The organism is Companilactobacillus miaonis (assembly GCF_036913615.1).
Classification (GTDB): domain Bacteria; phylum Bacillota; class Bacilli; order Lactobacillales; family Lactobacillaceae; genus Companilactobacillus.
This window is the reverse complement of sequence record NZ_JAYKTX010000001.1, coordinates 204,615-219,881: the sequence shown is the minus strand read 5'-3', so window position 1 is coordinate 219,881 and position 15,267 is coordinate 204,615. Positions and strand designations below refer to the sequence as shown.

The following is a 15,267-nucleotide window of genomic DNA, read 5'->3' as shown; positions in this document are numbered from 1 at the left end:
TATTAATTGAAAGGAGACAAGCCGCTATGTCAGAAAATGTTTTGTCAGTCAAGAATGTCAGTAAAAAATTTGGAAATTATAAAGCAATTGATAATGTTAGTTTTTCATTACAAAAAGGGGATATATACGGATTAGTTGGCCCAAATGGAGCTGGGAAAACAACAATAATGCGTTTAATTACCCAATTGTCACCACTGAAAATAGGCGAGATAAAAATGTTTGGTCAAAATATTAATCAGCAGGCCCTGAGACATGTAGGAGCAGTCATTGAGACTCCAGCCACTTTCGAAAAGTTGACCGTTCAAGAAAATTTAAAATTAACGGCAATTCAACGTGGAATAAATGATTTTGACAAAATTACTGAAATTGTTCAATTTGTAGGTTTGACGCCAAAGATTAATACTAAAGCCAAGAATCTTTCATTAGGGCAGAAACAACGTTTAGGTTTAGCAATTGCACTGTTGCCTGATCCAGATTTGTTGATCTTAGATGAGCCAATCAATGGGCTTGATCCTTCAGGAATTATTGAAATTAGAACTCTTTTGGAGAAAATCAATCATGAGAAACAGGTTTCTATTTTGATTTCAAGTCATATATTGACTGAATTATATCAAGTCTCGACCCGCTTTGGATTCATATACGGCGGACAGATGATTAAGGAAATTACCAAAGAAGAACTTGATCGGGTAAATCGATCCGGCCTAGTTTTGTCAGTGGATGACGTATCAAGAGCAGCTCGAGTAATTGATGAGGAATTTCAAGAAAAATTTACTGTTTTAGATGATCAACGAATTTTGATCCACTCACTTACTCTAGACTCTTCAAAATTGAATCAACGATTGGTTGAAAAGGGCGTCCTAGTTAACAGTTTGACTAAAGAAGAGAAATCTTTAGAGGACTATTACACAAAATTGATTGGAGGCTTTAAGAATGCTTAATCAATTAAGAGCTGATAATTTTCGTTTGCGTCACACACTGGGAATTTACTTAACATTATTATTTACCATAGTCTATTCAGCTTTTATTACAGGTAAGAGTATTGTAGGCGGAATCTTGGTCACTGATGATTCTATGGATAAATTAGACTCGGTGAAAATTTGGACTATCAAAGACGGCATCAATGCCAGTACCTTATCATCGAGTTTATTATTATATGTTTTGATTAGTATTTTTGTAATTATAATTGGAACAGAATTTAGTCAAAAAACTTATAAGAATACATTAGTTTCTGGTATTACTAGAACTCAATTTGTGTTAGCTAAATACGTATTAATGTTGCTCAGCATTTTTGTCCTAATCATTACTTATTTTTTAACAAGCGTTGTGATGGGGATGATTCTCTCCCGCACAACTGGAAGTAGTTGGAGTGAATTGATGTCAATTATTTTGAAAGATTCACTTGTGATTGCCTTTTTTATTAGTGTGATTTTTGGTCTAGGTATATTAATTTTGTTTTTAACATCTTCAATTGTATTTAGCTCTATTTTTATCGTAGTTTGTCCAATCTTTGTGACTGTGTTAAACAATCTGGTTGATTGGAGTTGGCTTAAATATATCGACTTCTTTCGAGCTGCAGTTAAAATCAGTTTACGGTTAGTTTCAACTCAGCAAATTTGGATTTACATTTTGACTAGTATGGTGGTCTTAATAATCACTATTTTTTGTTCGGTATATGTTATTAATAATAAGGAATTATAATGTATTTGAAAAAAACTTCATAAAATGATCACTTCTTTTTAAGTTTGTTTAAATAAAGCTTCGTTAAGCTGTAACTAAGCAAATGAAGAAAGGAGTGATGTGAGATGCGTTTTATTCCCTTGTTAATAATCTTAACTGTTTCAAGTTGTTTCGGCTTATACATTCTTAGTTCGGTGACGGAGTTTGAGAAGCGTCATTTCGAATTCGTTAGTTTAGTCTATCTGACTTTTCTAGGGATGATTCTATTCACCCCAATTTCCTTTGATGGAACTTCAGTCTATGTGATGCAAATGGGACTCGGTCGAGTTAATCTGCATCAGCTGAATGTTTTAGAACTAGGATTCTTTGAAAATATTATTTTGACAATACCATTAGGATTCTTGATTAAAAAATACTTTAATAATCTCTCAATTGCTTCGACTGCCTTTTTCGGTTTCTTTATCGGAGGGGCGATTGAAACGACTCAGTATATTTTGTCACACATCTTCTTGATCAATCGAACTAGTGACATTAACGACGTGATTGCCAATGCTTTGGGAATCGTTATTGGAGCTATTTTGATGGTAGTTTATAATTACTTGAGTCATAGAAGTGTCGTTGAGAGCAAATAAAAAAAGTTCAAGGTAATCAGTGTGATTACTTTGAACTTTTTATTCTTGTCTTAATTGGCATAATTATTGATCTTAATACCGAGCTTTTTACTTCTAGCAACATTGACAGTTTCAACACGGTTAGCTTTAAAGTATTGATTCTTACCAATCTTCCACCAAGTATTGTTGTTTATTTTCTTTGATTCAGCTTTCCAATGACGGATGCCCTTTTTGTTATTGATGGAGACTTTCTTTTTAGTAGCGACCATCTTCTTGTTCTTTAACTTGTAAATGCGATACTTGTTGGAATTGCTAGTCTCGGATGCAGAAATAACGATTGTTTCTGGATTCTTTATTAGACTTAGCAACAACAATGTTCGGACTTAGTGATAGTACTTAACGTCATTTAATCATAATTTTTCTTCAGTATCAAAAGAGATTACATTTCAATCGGTCTAACTAATTTTTATTTCGTATGCTAGAATTAATGATATTGGGGGCGCTTACAAATGACAGACGAAGAAATCAAACAAGCAATTTTAGAATTTAGAGAGGGAGCTAAGAAAAACGACGATCAACGAGATGCTGGACTACCAACTGAAGTTGAGGGTGTAAAACGTTTTAATGATATTCCTTATGGAGATGATCCTAAGTGGAACCTGCTCGATGTTTATCTACCGGAAGAAGCTTCAGGTCCAATTCCAACCATTATTAATATCCATGGTGGTGGCTGGTGTTATGGTACTAAAGAAACTTATCAATTTTACGGTCTAAACTGGGCTCAACGTGGCTTTGCCTTCGTGAATGCTAATTATCGACTTGCACCAGATGTAACTTTTCCAAGTGAGTTAGATGATGTCAACCTTTACATGCACTGGGTTGAAGATCACGCCCAAGATTATCACTTTGATACTAATAATGTCTTTATTGTCGGTGATAGTGCTGGTGGTCAAATGGCTGAACAGTACGTGACGATTTTGAAGAATCCTGAGTATCGAGCAATGTTCGGTTATAAAGTTCCTGATATGACCTTTAGAGCCGTGGCACTTAATAGTTCTGCCAATTTCATGTTGGATTCAGGCACGATTAAAAATGTTATCAATGGTTACTTTACACAAGATACACTCGAGAATCACCGTGAAATGTTAGATACTGAAAAGTATATTCAAAGTAACTTCCTACCAACTTATATTTGTACCGCAAATGAAGATTTTATTAGAAATAATTCAATCAAATTTGATGGCTTTCTAACTGCTAAGAATGTGTCACACGTATGTAAAATGTACGGAGATGAGAAGAATCCTCGAGGTCATGTCTTTTTGATCAATCAAAAGGATGATTTAGCACGACAGGCTAATGACGATGAGATGAATTTCTTTAAAAAATATATTAAATAAAAAAACCGCTATTTAGCGGTTTTTTTAGTGATTACTCATCTTCATTTCATGAACTGAGGCGGCATAATTTTCTAAAATAGAATTGTAACCAGTCATAAAGGAAACAGCGACACTTTCAGCTGTATCGTCACGATTAATTTCGACCATCACTTCAAATTGATGCTTAGGGTCGGACAAATTGACGAGTATGAAGTCGACCACAGCTTCAGGGTCACGAGAAAATTCAATCTTCAAATCTTGAAACCTGTCTTGCTTGAGTATTTCCGCCAAAAAATGTTCTTTGAGTGCATCATACAATTCAGGATTACTGATATCAGGGTCTAAAACAGCGTTTTGACGGAACTTTGCTTCATTTTTGTAAAGTAATTCAAAGTGATTAACAAAATAATCAAAACAGTCGGTTGCATTTAGTTTAAGCGTTGGCACAACGATCAACTCCTTAATTAATTTGGTAATGAAACCTTATATATAAGTATATCAGAGCTTGTAACCGTTTCCAAACTAATGCTTCTTTCTAATAATTAATTTTCTCAGTTCTTCAATCAAAAAGATAGGAACAGGAATTATGACTAAGAAAATCCAATCTTTGAGTTGCAATGGGGCAGTGTGAAAAATTGTTTGTATGCCTGGTGTATAGACTAGGACTGCTAATAGGATAATTTCAAAAATGATACCCAACCAGACTTTGTGATTACTAAAAATTCCTAGTTTGAAGACAGAGGTATATTTACTCCGACAATTTAAAGCTGCGGCAATTTGACAGAAGATAATGGCTGCTAAAGTCATAGTAGTTGCCCGGCTATAACCTGATCCTGAACTTAGCAGAGGGATTCTTGGCCAACCGTTTTCGAGATTGACGAAGAAATAAGCTAGAGATGAAACAATAGAAGCAATTGCACCATACCAAGCAAAGGCTGTTAAAATTAAATGTTTATTTAAAAGATGAGAATTGTGGGCTCTTGGCTTCTGATTCATAATCCCTGGTTCTGGTTGTTCAGAGCCTAAACCAAGTGCTGGTAACATATCGGTACCCAGATCAACCGTTAAAATTTGAAGAACGGTTAGTGGCAGAGGAATCAATCCACGACTGAGCAAAAATAAAGCTGATGGTACGGCTTCTGGTACATTTGAATTGAAGATATATAAGAGAAATTTTTGAATATTACTGTAAACCGTGCGACCTTCTTCAATGGCAGCAACGATTGAGGCAAAATTGTCATCAGTTAAAATCATATCGGCACTATCTTTTGCAACATCAGTTCCGGTTACACCCATGGCAACACCAATATTAGCTTTCTTTAAAGCTGGTGCATCATTAACACCATCTCCTGTAGAAGCCACAATTTGTCCCATACTCTGTAGGGTTGAAACTATTTTGTACTTTTGTTCTGGAGCTACACGAGCAAAAATGATTTCACCCTTTAAAGCTTCTTTCAAATCACTCTGACTCATTTTATCTAATTCTGAACCGGTGACGACACGTGCATGATCACTAGTAATGCCAATTTTTTCAGCGATAGATTTAGCGGTGATTTCACTGTCGCCAGTAACCATAATAATTTTTATACTAGCATCATGACATTTTTTAACGGCATCATAAATTTCTGGACGTGGTGGGTCGGCCATGACGGTTAAACCGACGAAGGTCAAATTATTTTCAGTATTTTCAATTGATAATTTTTCAATTTGAGATTGATCTGTTTGATCAATTACTCGATAGGCAATGGCTAAAGAACGCAGTCCCTTGGTAGCATATTTTTTATTTGCTTGATTGATATTTTTTAGATCTTCATCGTTGATAGGTCTTATTTGACCGTTGATTTGAATAGTAGTGCATTGTTTCAAGAGATCACTCAATGATCCTTTTACAGCAATAAAAAGTTTTGAATTAAATCTATGAATGGTCGTCATTCTTTTACGATCTGAATCAAATGGCAATTCTTTGATCCGGGGCCTATTTTTTAGATCTTGTACAGTATTAAATCCTGCTTTTTTAGTGAGTATCACTAGGGCAGCTTCGGTAGGTGTTCCCAATATCTTGGGCTTTTGATTGCTGAATTCTACCGTTGTATCATTGTCAAAAGCTGAGACCCTTAATAGTTGTGTTAAATCAGGATCATCCTGGAAATGGATTCTTTTGTGATTCTTTTGAATTTCACCATTGTTGACATAACCTTGTCCGGTAACTTGGTATTCACCAGCAGGTAACCAAATATGATTAACAGTCATTTGATTTTGAGTCAGGGTACCAGTTTTATCAGAACAAATAACGCTAGTTTCACCTAATGTTTCGACGCTTTCAAGATCCTTGACTAATGCGTGCTTTTTAGCCATTCTTTGTACACCTTGAGCTAAAGACAAGGTGACAGTAGGCAAGAGACCTTCAGGAATAAAGGCAACAATCATTCCTAAAGCAAAAATAAACGATTGTGCAAGGGGATGATGAACGAAGACAATAGCTGCAATAAAGAAGACTAGGCCAACTGCAATGGCAATCATTGAAATTTGTTTAGTTAGACGATTTAGTTCTTGTTGTAAAGGACTGATGGTTTTATTTTGTTTTTGCGTCAATGAAGCAATTTTACCGAATTCAGTATTCATACCTGTTGACAAAACGACTGCAGTACCATCACCAGAGCCAACCGTCGTTCCAGCATAAACTAAGTCTGATTCGGAAAATTTACCCTTTCCTGGGACAAATTTGACAGTTTTAGATTCAGGGACTGTTTCACCTGTCAAAGCTGATTGATCGACTTGAAGAGACGTTGCATCAAGTAAGCGAGCGTCAGCTGGAACAGAATTGCCTGCTTGAAGTTGAAAGACATCTCCAGGTACTAGGTCTTTGGCATCTAATTGTTCGATTTTTCCATCTCGAAAAGCCCGCGTATAGGTGGGTAACATTGCCATCAAAGAATCGGTGGCTTTGGCCGCTTTATATTCTTGCCAGAAACTGAATAGTCCATTGATAATATTGACTAACCAAATAGCAATTCCTAATTCAGTAGAGCCAGTTAAGACTGCAATTAGACCACTGACCCAAAGTAGAATAGCCATTAAACTAGCAAAGTTTTTTAGAAAGGCTTTGATTTGAGATTTTTGTTGACTACGGTGAATCGTATTGGGCCCAAAATGTTTGATCCGCTTAATGGCCTCTGTTTGGGTAAGACCATTTTTCTTAGTTTTCAAATCACTGAAAAGTTTTTGAAGTGGTTCTTGAACGTTGTCAGTTGATAATTGTGTGTGAATATCCTTCATTTTTTCACCAGCTTTTAAAAATTAATGAAAATTATTTGATCACAGGTATACTTTCATCACTTTCATCAAATCAATTATAAAGCGAATAAAATTACTAAGTGAAATTTTATCACGACTTTTTTAGAAAATACTCAAATTATGAAATATAAAAATCTGGTTATTGATTAATTATTCAATTCATACAAAATGTATTTTTTATAACGTAATTATTAAAAATTCAACATTTTTATAAATTGTCAACACAAAGTTGCAAATTTTAAAAATATATTTCTGAAATAAACTAGGTCTAGAATTTGATTCTTGGTACACTAGTAGTAAATTTACGGTAACTGAGGGGGCTAATGACATGATTGAAATTAAAAATCTATCTAAAAATTATGATGAAAAAAAGGCTTTAAAAAATTTGGATTTAGTAATTGAACCAGGACAGATTTTTGGGTTTTTAGGACATAATGGGGCAGGGAAGTCGACAACTTTAAAAAGTTTGGTCAGTATCATTGAACCAACTAGTGGAGAGATTATTGTCGATGGGTTGAATTTGAAAACAAATCGGCAGGCTATAAAAAAGAGAATTGCTTATGTACCAGATACTCCTGATATTTTTTTGCAGTTAACGGCTATGGAATATTGGGATTTATTGGCAGCAGCTTATGAACTTGATGATATTAAGGATAGACGTTTGAAGTTAGTAACATTATTTGGCATGGAAGAACACGTCGACGAAACCTTAAGTAGTTTTTCTCATGGGATGCGTCAAAAAGCTATTTTGATTGGGGCTTTATTGTCTGATCCTGATATTTGGATTTTAGATGAACCGTTGCAGGGACTCGATCCTCAGGCAGCTTATGATTTGAAACAGATGATGCAATCACATGCTCGAAAGGCTAAAACGGTAATTTTTTCTACTCACAATCTTGATACGGCACAACAATTGTGTGATCAATTAGCCATTTTGAAACAAGGGGAATTGATTTATAACGGCTCAGTTCAAAACTTACTGGCTGAACATGAAAATGAGTCACTTGAAGAAATTTATTTAGGAATGGCAGGGAGAATTGACGATCAGGAAATGGTTGATGATATAGAAGGTGAAGGCCATGTTTAATCGACAGTTTAAAGCCTTAATGGCCGTGAATTTGCGACTGTTAAATCCACAGATGACTAGTAAATATCGAAAAAAGGGTCTAGTCGGTACCAAGATGACTAAAAAGTTGTTCTTGCAATTTATCGTCAATTTATTGATTTTTGGAGTGATATACGGCTTTTCAATGTTTTCAATCGATTATAGCCAAATGCCAGGGATGTTCACCTCCTATATTCTAATGTTTTTGATTTTAGGGATTTCTCAAAGTATGTTCGGCATCTACAACGTTTTCTTTGCTGGCAAGGATTTAAATAGTTATGCGCCACTGCCATTCAAGCAATCCGAGATTTTTATCAGTAAAATATTCACAGTGGTGTTAAATATCGTGCCATTCACCATACCGCTAGTGACAATTTTGTTTCTAACTGGGATGAGAAGTGGTGTCACGCTACCAATTAATGTGCTAGTTTCATTGATCTCTTATTTATTAGTTTTAGCGATTGTTTTATTAATTTGTGCCATTATCGTTTTAGAATTGACTCAAATAAAAGTGGTCCAAAAACATCCCAGTATGACAATGAATGCACTGATGATGATTTCACTAGCTGCAGCGATGTTTGGAATTTTAAGCACTAATCAGGCTAGCAATGCTAGTGGGGATTTCGTTAAGATCAAGTTTTTATTGCCACTGTTTTATTTGAGTAAGGATCCACTTTCAAGCGGTGGTTTAATTACTTTATTAACTTTATTAGTAATATTAATTGGTTTAATTTTTGGTGTGAAAGTTTTTGTATTACCACATTTGATGGACCAAGTAACCCAGGTTAGTGCAAGCTTTCAGCACAATACTTCCCGCAGAAAACATCATGAATCTCACAGTATCGTTAAGATACTTAATCTATACAATCGGCAATTACTCCATGAACCAAATTTACTGTTACAAGTATTAGTGAATTCGGTCATGGTACCTCTGATATTTGTCATTTCCTTTGGCTTTGCAAGAATACCGACTGATCTTCCTTTGAAATGGGTGGGAGTATTCTTTGTCGGTGGAATTGCCTTAGCTTTTTTCAACACGAATCAAGGAACGCTGATTGCTAATTTAATAGCTTTAGATCGAGAAAATTTTGATTTCGTGAGGTCATTGCCGATTTCGATGAAGAAATATTTGCGACAGAAGTTTCTATTAGGTTTTGTTTTTCAAAATGTAATCAATCTAGTTTTGGCAATAGTTATCGCAATTGTTACTAAGATGAGTCTTGTAATGTTAATTTCGACTATTTTCGGTAGCCTTTTAGGGACGTATTTAGTTGGTCAGTATTATTTTGCCCGCGATTTTCGTTTACGAATCACTAATTGGACTAGCATTACCGAGTTATTCAATCGTGGTGGCGGAAATTTTGAAATGGTGGGAATCATGTTTATCATCATCATTGTCAGTGTCATTGCTCTAGTGGCTTATAGTATGGCAATTTTGCAGGCAAATAATCCAACGCTTATCAATAGTTTGGTTGCCGTTTTGATTTTAATAGTCTCAATTGCAGTACACTTGCATTACCAAAAGTATTTTTGGAATAAATTTGATTAAATGTAGCAGGGAATTATTTTGCTATAATTTATATCCATAGGAGTTGATTTTATGGATATTTGGGAAAAACTATATCAGAAAGCACAGCCGCTATATAAACCGGCCGAATTAAACGATTTTATTTATGCCAATAATGTGGTTTGTGCCTTGGAAACCAAATCAGGCAAAATTTACACAGGTGTTTGTGTTGAAGGTTTGTGTGGGGTCTTGAATCTCTGTGCTGAACGTGTGGCTTTGTTGAATATGTTACAAGATAGTGGCGAGATGGAAGTTAAACGCATTATTGCCTTTCGAGATACGCCACCTTCAGGGTTAGACGGGATGCCTTGTGGCAGTTGTCGTGAAGCCTTGATGCAGTTTTCGGTTAATAATAAAGATACTGAAATTATGGTTGATTATGAGAATCGTAAGACAGTAAAGTTAGGTGACATCTATCCTCAATGGTGGGGAACGATGAAATCGGAAGACAAGTAATCAGATTTGCGGTTACTTGTTTTTTCTTGTGCTGTGATAAGTGGTATTATTAAAAGATATTATTTTTATGAGGTGTCTTTATGAGTATTAAATTAGTTGCTTTTGATATGGATGGAACGTTTTTAAATGATCAGAATACCTACAATCATCAACGTTTCGGTGAAATTTTAAGACAATTACGGGCTAAAAATATTCGTGTCGTAGCAGCTAGTGGTTCCCAGTATCAACGCCTGCTTGATCAATTTAGTGAATTCAATTCAGAAATGGATTTTGTCTCTCAAAACGGAGCAGCTGTTTACAGTGAAAATCAACCACTTCTGATCAAAGCGATGCCAAAAGATGCTGTGACACAAACCTTGAATGTTATCAATCAAGAGTTTTCACCGAGTGATATTGCGGAACACTTAGTAGTTGGACTTAAATCGGCTTACGTTGATCAAAGTATTTCACAAGTAGCCTTTGATTTGACTTATCAATATTACAACCATTTACAAAAAATCCCTGATTTGGCAACAATTACGCCTAAAAAATTGCAAGATCAAATCACTAGTATCGGGATAACCTTTCAAGCAGGGGTCGATTTCAATAAAATGATGGGCAAATTACGAGGAAAGTTGCCAGACGAATTGTCTAGTCAAACTTCTGGTTTTAATACCGAATTGATCAGTGAAAGTTCTGTTAATAAGGCTAGTGGTTTGAGAGAATTGCAACGTCGTTTCAATATTGCTGATGATGAAATTATGACTTTTGGTGATAATGAAAATGACCTAACAATGCTGAAGATGACGCCATTTGGTTATGTTGTTGACAATGCCGAGCAAAAAATTAAAGATCAAGTAAATCACTTCACGGAATCAAATAATGATGAAGGTGTTTTGAATGTTTTGAATCGGTTAACATAAGCTTGTTATTAGTTTTTTATTAAATAATCGTGGTATACCGAAATTCTCTAACGTGTAATAATGTGTTGGAGGAAAAGAATAACGATGAAAAAAACACTAATGCTTTTATTTACACTAGTATTTGTTTTACCATTATCCGCTTGCTCTAGTGGTTCAGTGAGTTCAATTAATACTGTGATTACCAAGAAAAATTATAATACCTGGCAACAACTAACCGCACAATTACCGGTGATTCAAGCTAATAAAGAGGGCAGTGATCAAGGTTTTACCATCACTGATTCGAATGGAAAAGAGTCGGTAATTGAAGCTACCGTTTATAATCTAAAAAAGATGAACGTTAAAGCAAATCATGCGCATACGCAAGTAACTGTTCATGTGGATAGAGTGCTTAATGGTGATAAGGCGCTTCAAAATAAAACGATTGACCTAGTATTTGATGGAGGAGTCACGACCACTAATTCATGGTATAAGAATAAAAATCAAACTCGTGAAGCCAATCACCATATAATGGTTGAATATAATAAAAAACTTCCAAAAATTGGGTCGAAAATCATTATTGAAGTCGATCCAGTTGATTCCAATGATGAAAGTGACAAATTAGAACTATTGCGACAAAATAAGATGGATTTGAATAAAACTTATAATTGGCACGTTTTGGGTGCTGATTATTCGTTCTAAAAAGCAGTCAGAAGTGATGATAAGTCACTGTTGGCTGCTTTTTTGATAAATTAATACATAAGAAATATAAAAATATAGATTGTCATATTTATTGTCATTATGTATATCAGACTCGATAATTGACCCAAGATGAGGGGAGAGCAAAAGTTATGAAAAAAAGTAATCAAAGAGAATTATTTGAATTGGAATCACAAATGTTAACAGACTTAGAAGATGTTTATAACAGTTTTGAACTGCTGCCAAGAACTGATCTCAAGGAATTGATTGCTGAGGCGATTGAACAAATTAAAGAAACTCAAGACATAGATATGGTTTCTGCTTTGCTATGTAGACAAATTGCCAAATCATATTTAAATAATCGTCAGAATTTTCCTAAATCAATGGTACGATTATACTATCGATTGCAAATTAATTATTTGCATATTGATGATTAAGGGAGATTTTATGAGTCGAAAAGAACGAGAAAAAATCATGATGAATCGTTTAAGTAAGACTTATTCAGATTCTGAAATTAAACAGGATAAAAAACTGTCAGAGTTGATTTTAGAAGCAGCTAAGGAAGTCGATAATGGAGATGATCCAAACTTGGTTTCTTCGAAGCTCTGTCGTTTGATGTCACTACATGCGGTATCATTAAACAATGAAAATAAAAATCTACCTAAAGCTGCATTGGACTTGTATCATGAAATTGTTCATCAGAAGAATATTTACGATGGCATTGCAGCCACGGCTATTTTGACTGGTGTGTGGTTTAATTAGTAGTCATGAAAATTTAGTAAACGTTTGCATTTATCGGTTTATTTCGATACAGTGAAATAGTAATTTAAGAGTGAGAGGGAATTGATAAATGTATAAAATGATTGTTTGTGATTTAGATGAAACATTGATGAATGATGATGGGACTTTATCAGAAAAGAACGTAGCAGCTATTAAAGCAGCTACAGCCAAGGGAGTGCACTTTGTACCAAATTCTGGTCGTAGTTACACTTCTTTTCAAAATGATTTGGAAAAAATGGAATTACGTGATAAAGCTAATGAATACTCCATTTCTTATAACGGTGGGTTGATCTTGGAAAATAAGAATAATCGACCAATTGCCATCAATGCGATGCCATATGAAGTTGCCAAAGGTGTTTTTGAAGCTGGAGCAAAGAATAAGAAAGCTGCCACACACGTTTATACTCAAGATGTACTTTATATCTTTAACCCAGTTCCAGAAGATTCAGCATACTTGAAAAATCGTGGAGTAAGTTTTCAAATTTTAGACAAACCTGATTTTGAACAATTTAAAGATGAAAATGTTATGAAAGTTATCATGGCTTTGCCAACAATGGATGACAGAAAGCAAATGCGTGCAGATGTCGAAGAACAAGTTGATCCATCAAAATTAGCGGTCACATATTCATCTGACCGTTATGTTGAATTTAATCCAGCTGGAATTGACAAAGGAAGTGCTTCAGTTCAACTAGGAAAGTTGTTAGGAATCAAGCCGGAAGAAATCATTGCGGCAGGAGATAACAGTAACGATTTGCCAATGTTAAAAGCAGTTGGCTTGCCAGTTAGTGTTGCCAACGGAATCGATAGTGTCAAAGCTGCTGCTAAATATGTAACCGAAGCTGATAATAATCATGATGCTCTAGCTGAAGTTATTAATAAATTTGTATTGTAATCATTAGTACTAGACAAAATCGTCTAGTATTTTTTATTATTATTTTACGAACGTAAGTTCTTTTGATGAATACTATTTCAACACGTTGGCTAGATTTATTCAAGCAAAAATTGGAAAAAACAATACAACAAAAATTCCAAGTATCTTTGATTTGTTCTAGACAAGGTCGAGACCTAATGATATATTTTAAATACACTTAATTAGCGAAGTTTAAAAAGCTTCGTAGATAGGATGGAAGCATAAACATGAAAATTGAACACGTAGGTTTATTTGTAGAAAATTTAGAAAAAACAGTCGAATTTTATCAAAAATACTTTGGAGCGGTTGCTTCAGAAAAATATCATAATCCCAAAACAACTTTTTCATCACGTTTTTTAACTTTCCAAGATGGGGCTCGCTTGGAAGTATGCACACGTGAAGATTTAAATACGGAGAAGTTATCTGGTTATCCTTTAGGCTACATGCATTTGGCAATATCGCTTGGTTCAAAAGAAAAGGTTGATGAAATTTCTAGTCAAATTGAAACTGATGGGTACACTCACTTAAGTGGCCCAAGAACAACTGGGGATGGTTATTATGAAAGTGTTGTGTTAGATCCTGAAGGAAATCAAATTGAACTAACTGTCTAAATCTATATGAATTAAATGATGATAATAATTAGAAATTACCTCAAAAATATTTTTTGGTATATAATTATATATATAACAAATTATTGAGAGGCGGTTATTTGAAACAACAGCAGTATAAATTAAAGGATGTCAGTCAAGGTGATATTCATGATTATGATTCAATTTTGAAGTATTTTAATGATAAGCCAGCCGTTCAAAACAAGAAGTCGACATATCATTCAATTACCTTTGTAACAACAGGGATCATCGAATATGATGGTGGTCAAACCACAATGCTACATTTGGGAACTTTATTGAGTCAAAAAGGCTATGATGTTTATTACCTGAGTTATGTACCACAATCACAAAAGGAAATGGAACATAACGCTGAAGCCAATTATGAAAATTATCAAGGAACTTGTTTGAGTTTTGATAAGCTAGATACGCATGAATCAGACATATGGTTTGCAACCTTGTGGGAATCAGCTTATGTAATTAAGAACAAGCCAGGGTATAAGATGTATTTTGTTCAAGATTATGAACCTTACTTCTATCCTTATGGTGATCGTTATCAATTAGCTCAAAAGTCTTATAATTTAGGACTACATATGATTTCTTTAGGTCCATGGTGTGCCAAGATGATTGAAAAAAATTGTACACAATATGGTAAAATCGACCAAATTACATTTCCTGTAGATTTAGTAAATTATCCATACAAAAAACGTAATTTTGATAATTATGGAACGAAAAAAACTTTTGATTTAGCTGTATATACAAAGTGGGATAGCCCCAGACGAGCACCAATTAATTTACAGATGGTGCTAAAGAATACCCAGAAATTACTTGAAATTGAAGATGGCATCAGATTTAGAATTCATTACTTTGGCTCAACCAAGGATAAGCAGTTCATCAATGGTGAAAACCTAGGTAAACTTTCGAAGTCGGAAATGAACGAGCTTTATAAAAAGTGTGATTTTGGAATTGCTCCTTCAATGACCAACTTTTCATTAGTTCCTTTTGAAATGATGAGTACTGGTCTGCCATTTATTGATTTTACTGAAGGGACAGGTAAATTCTTTATTCCTGAGAATTGCCGTTTTAACGTCCACATGGATGAAAAAGAATTAGCTAATTTATTCATGACAGTGAAGGAAAATGTTGATGTTTTAAAGAATAATAATGAAAAAACTCAACAGTTCTTGCAAACTATTCAGTGGTCACACACTTTGAATGATTTTGTCAAAATTATTGAGAATATATAGAAAAAATCCGACAATTAAGTCGGATTTTTTTGTTTAATTGATAAAATTTTAAAAATATTAAT

At 34.4% G+C, this 15,267-nt stretch carries 17 protein-coding genes; 14 read left to right on the top strand and 3 right to left on the bottom strand.

Annotated elements, in window-relative coordinates; genetic code table 11:
* Positions 1-26: 26 nt before the first annotated feature.
* The 3 genes from U8521_RS01035 (at position 27) to U8521_RS01025 (ending at position 2,309) form a co-directional block, all read left to right on the top strand.
* On the top strand, positions 27-938 hold the full coding sequence (locus U8521_RS01035; protein ID WP_334332843.1) for an ABC transporter ATP-binding protein: 912 nt from the start codon (positions 27-29) through the stop codon (positions 936-938).
* Positions 931-1,698 (top strand): DUF2705 family protein, encoded by a 768-nt coding sequence (locus U8521_RS01030; protein ID WP_334332842.1) that lies wholly within the window; start codon positions 931-933, stop codon positions 1,696-1,698. Before U8521_RS01035 ends, U8521_RS01030 begins: the two co-directional genes overlap by 8 nt.
* 104 nt (positions 1,699-1,802) lie before the next feature.
* On the top strand, positions 1,803-2,309 hold the full coding sequence (locus tag U8521_RS01025) for a VanZ family protein (RefSeq protein ID WP_334351569.1): 507 nt from the start codon (positions 1,803-1,805) through the stop codon (positions 2,307-2,309).
* A 50-nt stretch (positions 2,310-2,359) separates the two neighbouring features.
* Here U8521_RS01025 and U8521_RS01020 read toward each other — a convergent pair whose 3' ends face one another.
* Positions 2,360-2,656 carry a hypothetical protein gene (locus tag U8521_RS01020; RefSeq protein ID WP_334351568.1) on the bottom strand — a complete coding sequence of 99 codons (297 nt, stop codon included), beginning with the start codon at positions 2,654-2,656 and terminating at the stop codon, positions 2,360-2,362.
* Between the two features lie 141 nt (positions 2,657-2,797).
* On the opposite strand from U8521_RS01020, the gene U8521_RS01015 reads away from it, so the two are divergent.
* A complete protein-coding gene (locus U8521_RS01015) occupies positions 2,798-3,685 on the top strand; it encodes an alpha/beta hydrolase (RefSeq protein WP_334332839.1) in 888 nt (295 codons plus the stop codon).
* A 24-nt stretch (positions 3,686-3,709) separates the two neighbouring features.
* On the opposite strand, the gene U8521_RS01010 is transcribed toward U8521_RS01015, so the two are convergent.
* Positions 3,710-4,111 (bottom strand): hypothetical protein, encoded by a 402-nt coding sequence (locus U8521_RS01010; RefSeq protein WP_334351567.1) that lies wholly within the window; start codon positions 4,109-4,111, stop codon positions 3,710-3,712.
* Between the two features lie 75 nt (positions 4,112-4,186).
* Positions 4,187-6,940, bottom strand: coding sequence for a cation-translocating P-type ATPase (locus U8521_RS01005; RefSeq protein ID WP_334351566.1), 2,754 nt, complete (start codon positions 6,938-6,940; stop codon positions 4,187-4,189).
* Positions 6,941-7,286: 346 nt separating this feature from the next.
* On the opposite strand from U8521_RS01005, the gene U8521_RS01000 reads away from it, so the two are divergent.
* The 10 genes from U8521_RS01000 to U8521_RS00955 all read left to right on the top strand — a co-directional run bounded on the left by U8521_RS01000 (position 7,287) and on the right by U8521_RS00955 (position 15,205).
* Complete coding sequence (locus U8521_RS01000; protein WP_334351565.1) at positions 7,287-8,045, top strand: ABC transporter ATP-binding protein; 759 nt, start codon at positions 7,287-7,289, stop codon at positions 8,043-8,045.
* A complete protein-coding gene (locus tag U8521_RS00995) occupies positions 8,038-9,612 on the top strand; it encodes a permease-like membrane multi-spanning protein (protein ID WP_334351564.1) in 1,575 nt (524 codons plus the stop codon). The genes U8521_RS01000 and U8521_RS00995 overlap by 8 nt, the downstream gene beginning before the upstream one ends.
* A 51-nt stretch (positions 9,613-9,663) precedes the next feature.
* Entirely contained in the window at positions 9,664-10,086 is a 423-nt protein-coding gene (locus U8521_RS00990) for a cytidine deaminase family protein (RefSeq protein ID WP_334351563.1), read from the top strand.
* Positions 10,087-10,166: 80 nt separating this feature from the next.
* Positions 10,167-10,988, top strand: a complete 822-nt coding sequence (locus tag U8521_RS00985; protein WP_334351562.1) for a Cof-type HAD-IIB family hydrolase — start codon at positions 10,167-10,169, stop codon at positions 10,986-10,988.
* 84 nt (positions 10,989-11,072) lie between these two features.
* Positions 11,073-11,666 carry a hypothetical protein gene (locus tag U8521_RS00980; RefSeq protein WP_334332834.1) on the top strand — a complete coding sequence of 198 codons (594 nt, stop codon included), beginning with the start codon at positions 11,073-11,075 and terminating at the stop codon, positions 11,664-11,666.
* A 149-nt stretch (positions 11,667-11,815) separates the two neighbouring features.
* On the top strand, positions 11,816-12,100 hold the full coding sequence (locus tag U8521_RS00975) for a hypothetical protein (RefSeq protein WP_334351561.1): 285 nt from the start codon (positions 11,816-11,818) through the stop codon (positions 12,098-12,100).
* Between the two features lie 10 nt (positions 12,101-12,110).
* Complete coding sequence (locus tag U8521_RS00970) at positions 12,111-12,425, top strand: bacteriocin immunity protein (protein WP_334351560.1); 315 nt, start codon at positions 12,111-12,113, stop codon at positions 12,423-12,425.
* 88 nt (positions 12,426-12,513) lie between these two features.
* Positions 12,514-13,335 carry a Cof-type HAD-IIB family hydrolase gene (locus tag U8521_RS00965; protein WP_334332831.1) on the top strand — a complete coding sequence of 274 codons (822 nt, stop codon included), beginning with the start codon at positions 12,514-12,516 and terminating at the stop codon, positions 13,333-13,335.
* 245 nt (positions 13,336-13,580) lie between these two features.
* Positions 13,581-13,964 carry a VOC family protein gene (locus tag U8521_RS00960; protein WP_334332830.1) on the top strand — a complete coding sequence of 128 codons (384 nt, stop codon included), beginning with the start codon at positions 13,581-13,583 and terminating at the stop codon, positions 13,962-13,964.
* Positions 13,965-14,062: 98 nt separating this feature from the next.
* Complete coding sequence (locus U8521_RS00955; RefSeq protein WP_334351559.1) at positions 14,063-15,205, top strand: glycosyltransferase; 1,143 nt, start codon at positions 14,063-14,065, stop codon at positions 15,203-15,205.
* The last annotated feature ends 62 nt before the right edge of the window (positions 15,206-15,267 follow it).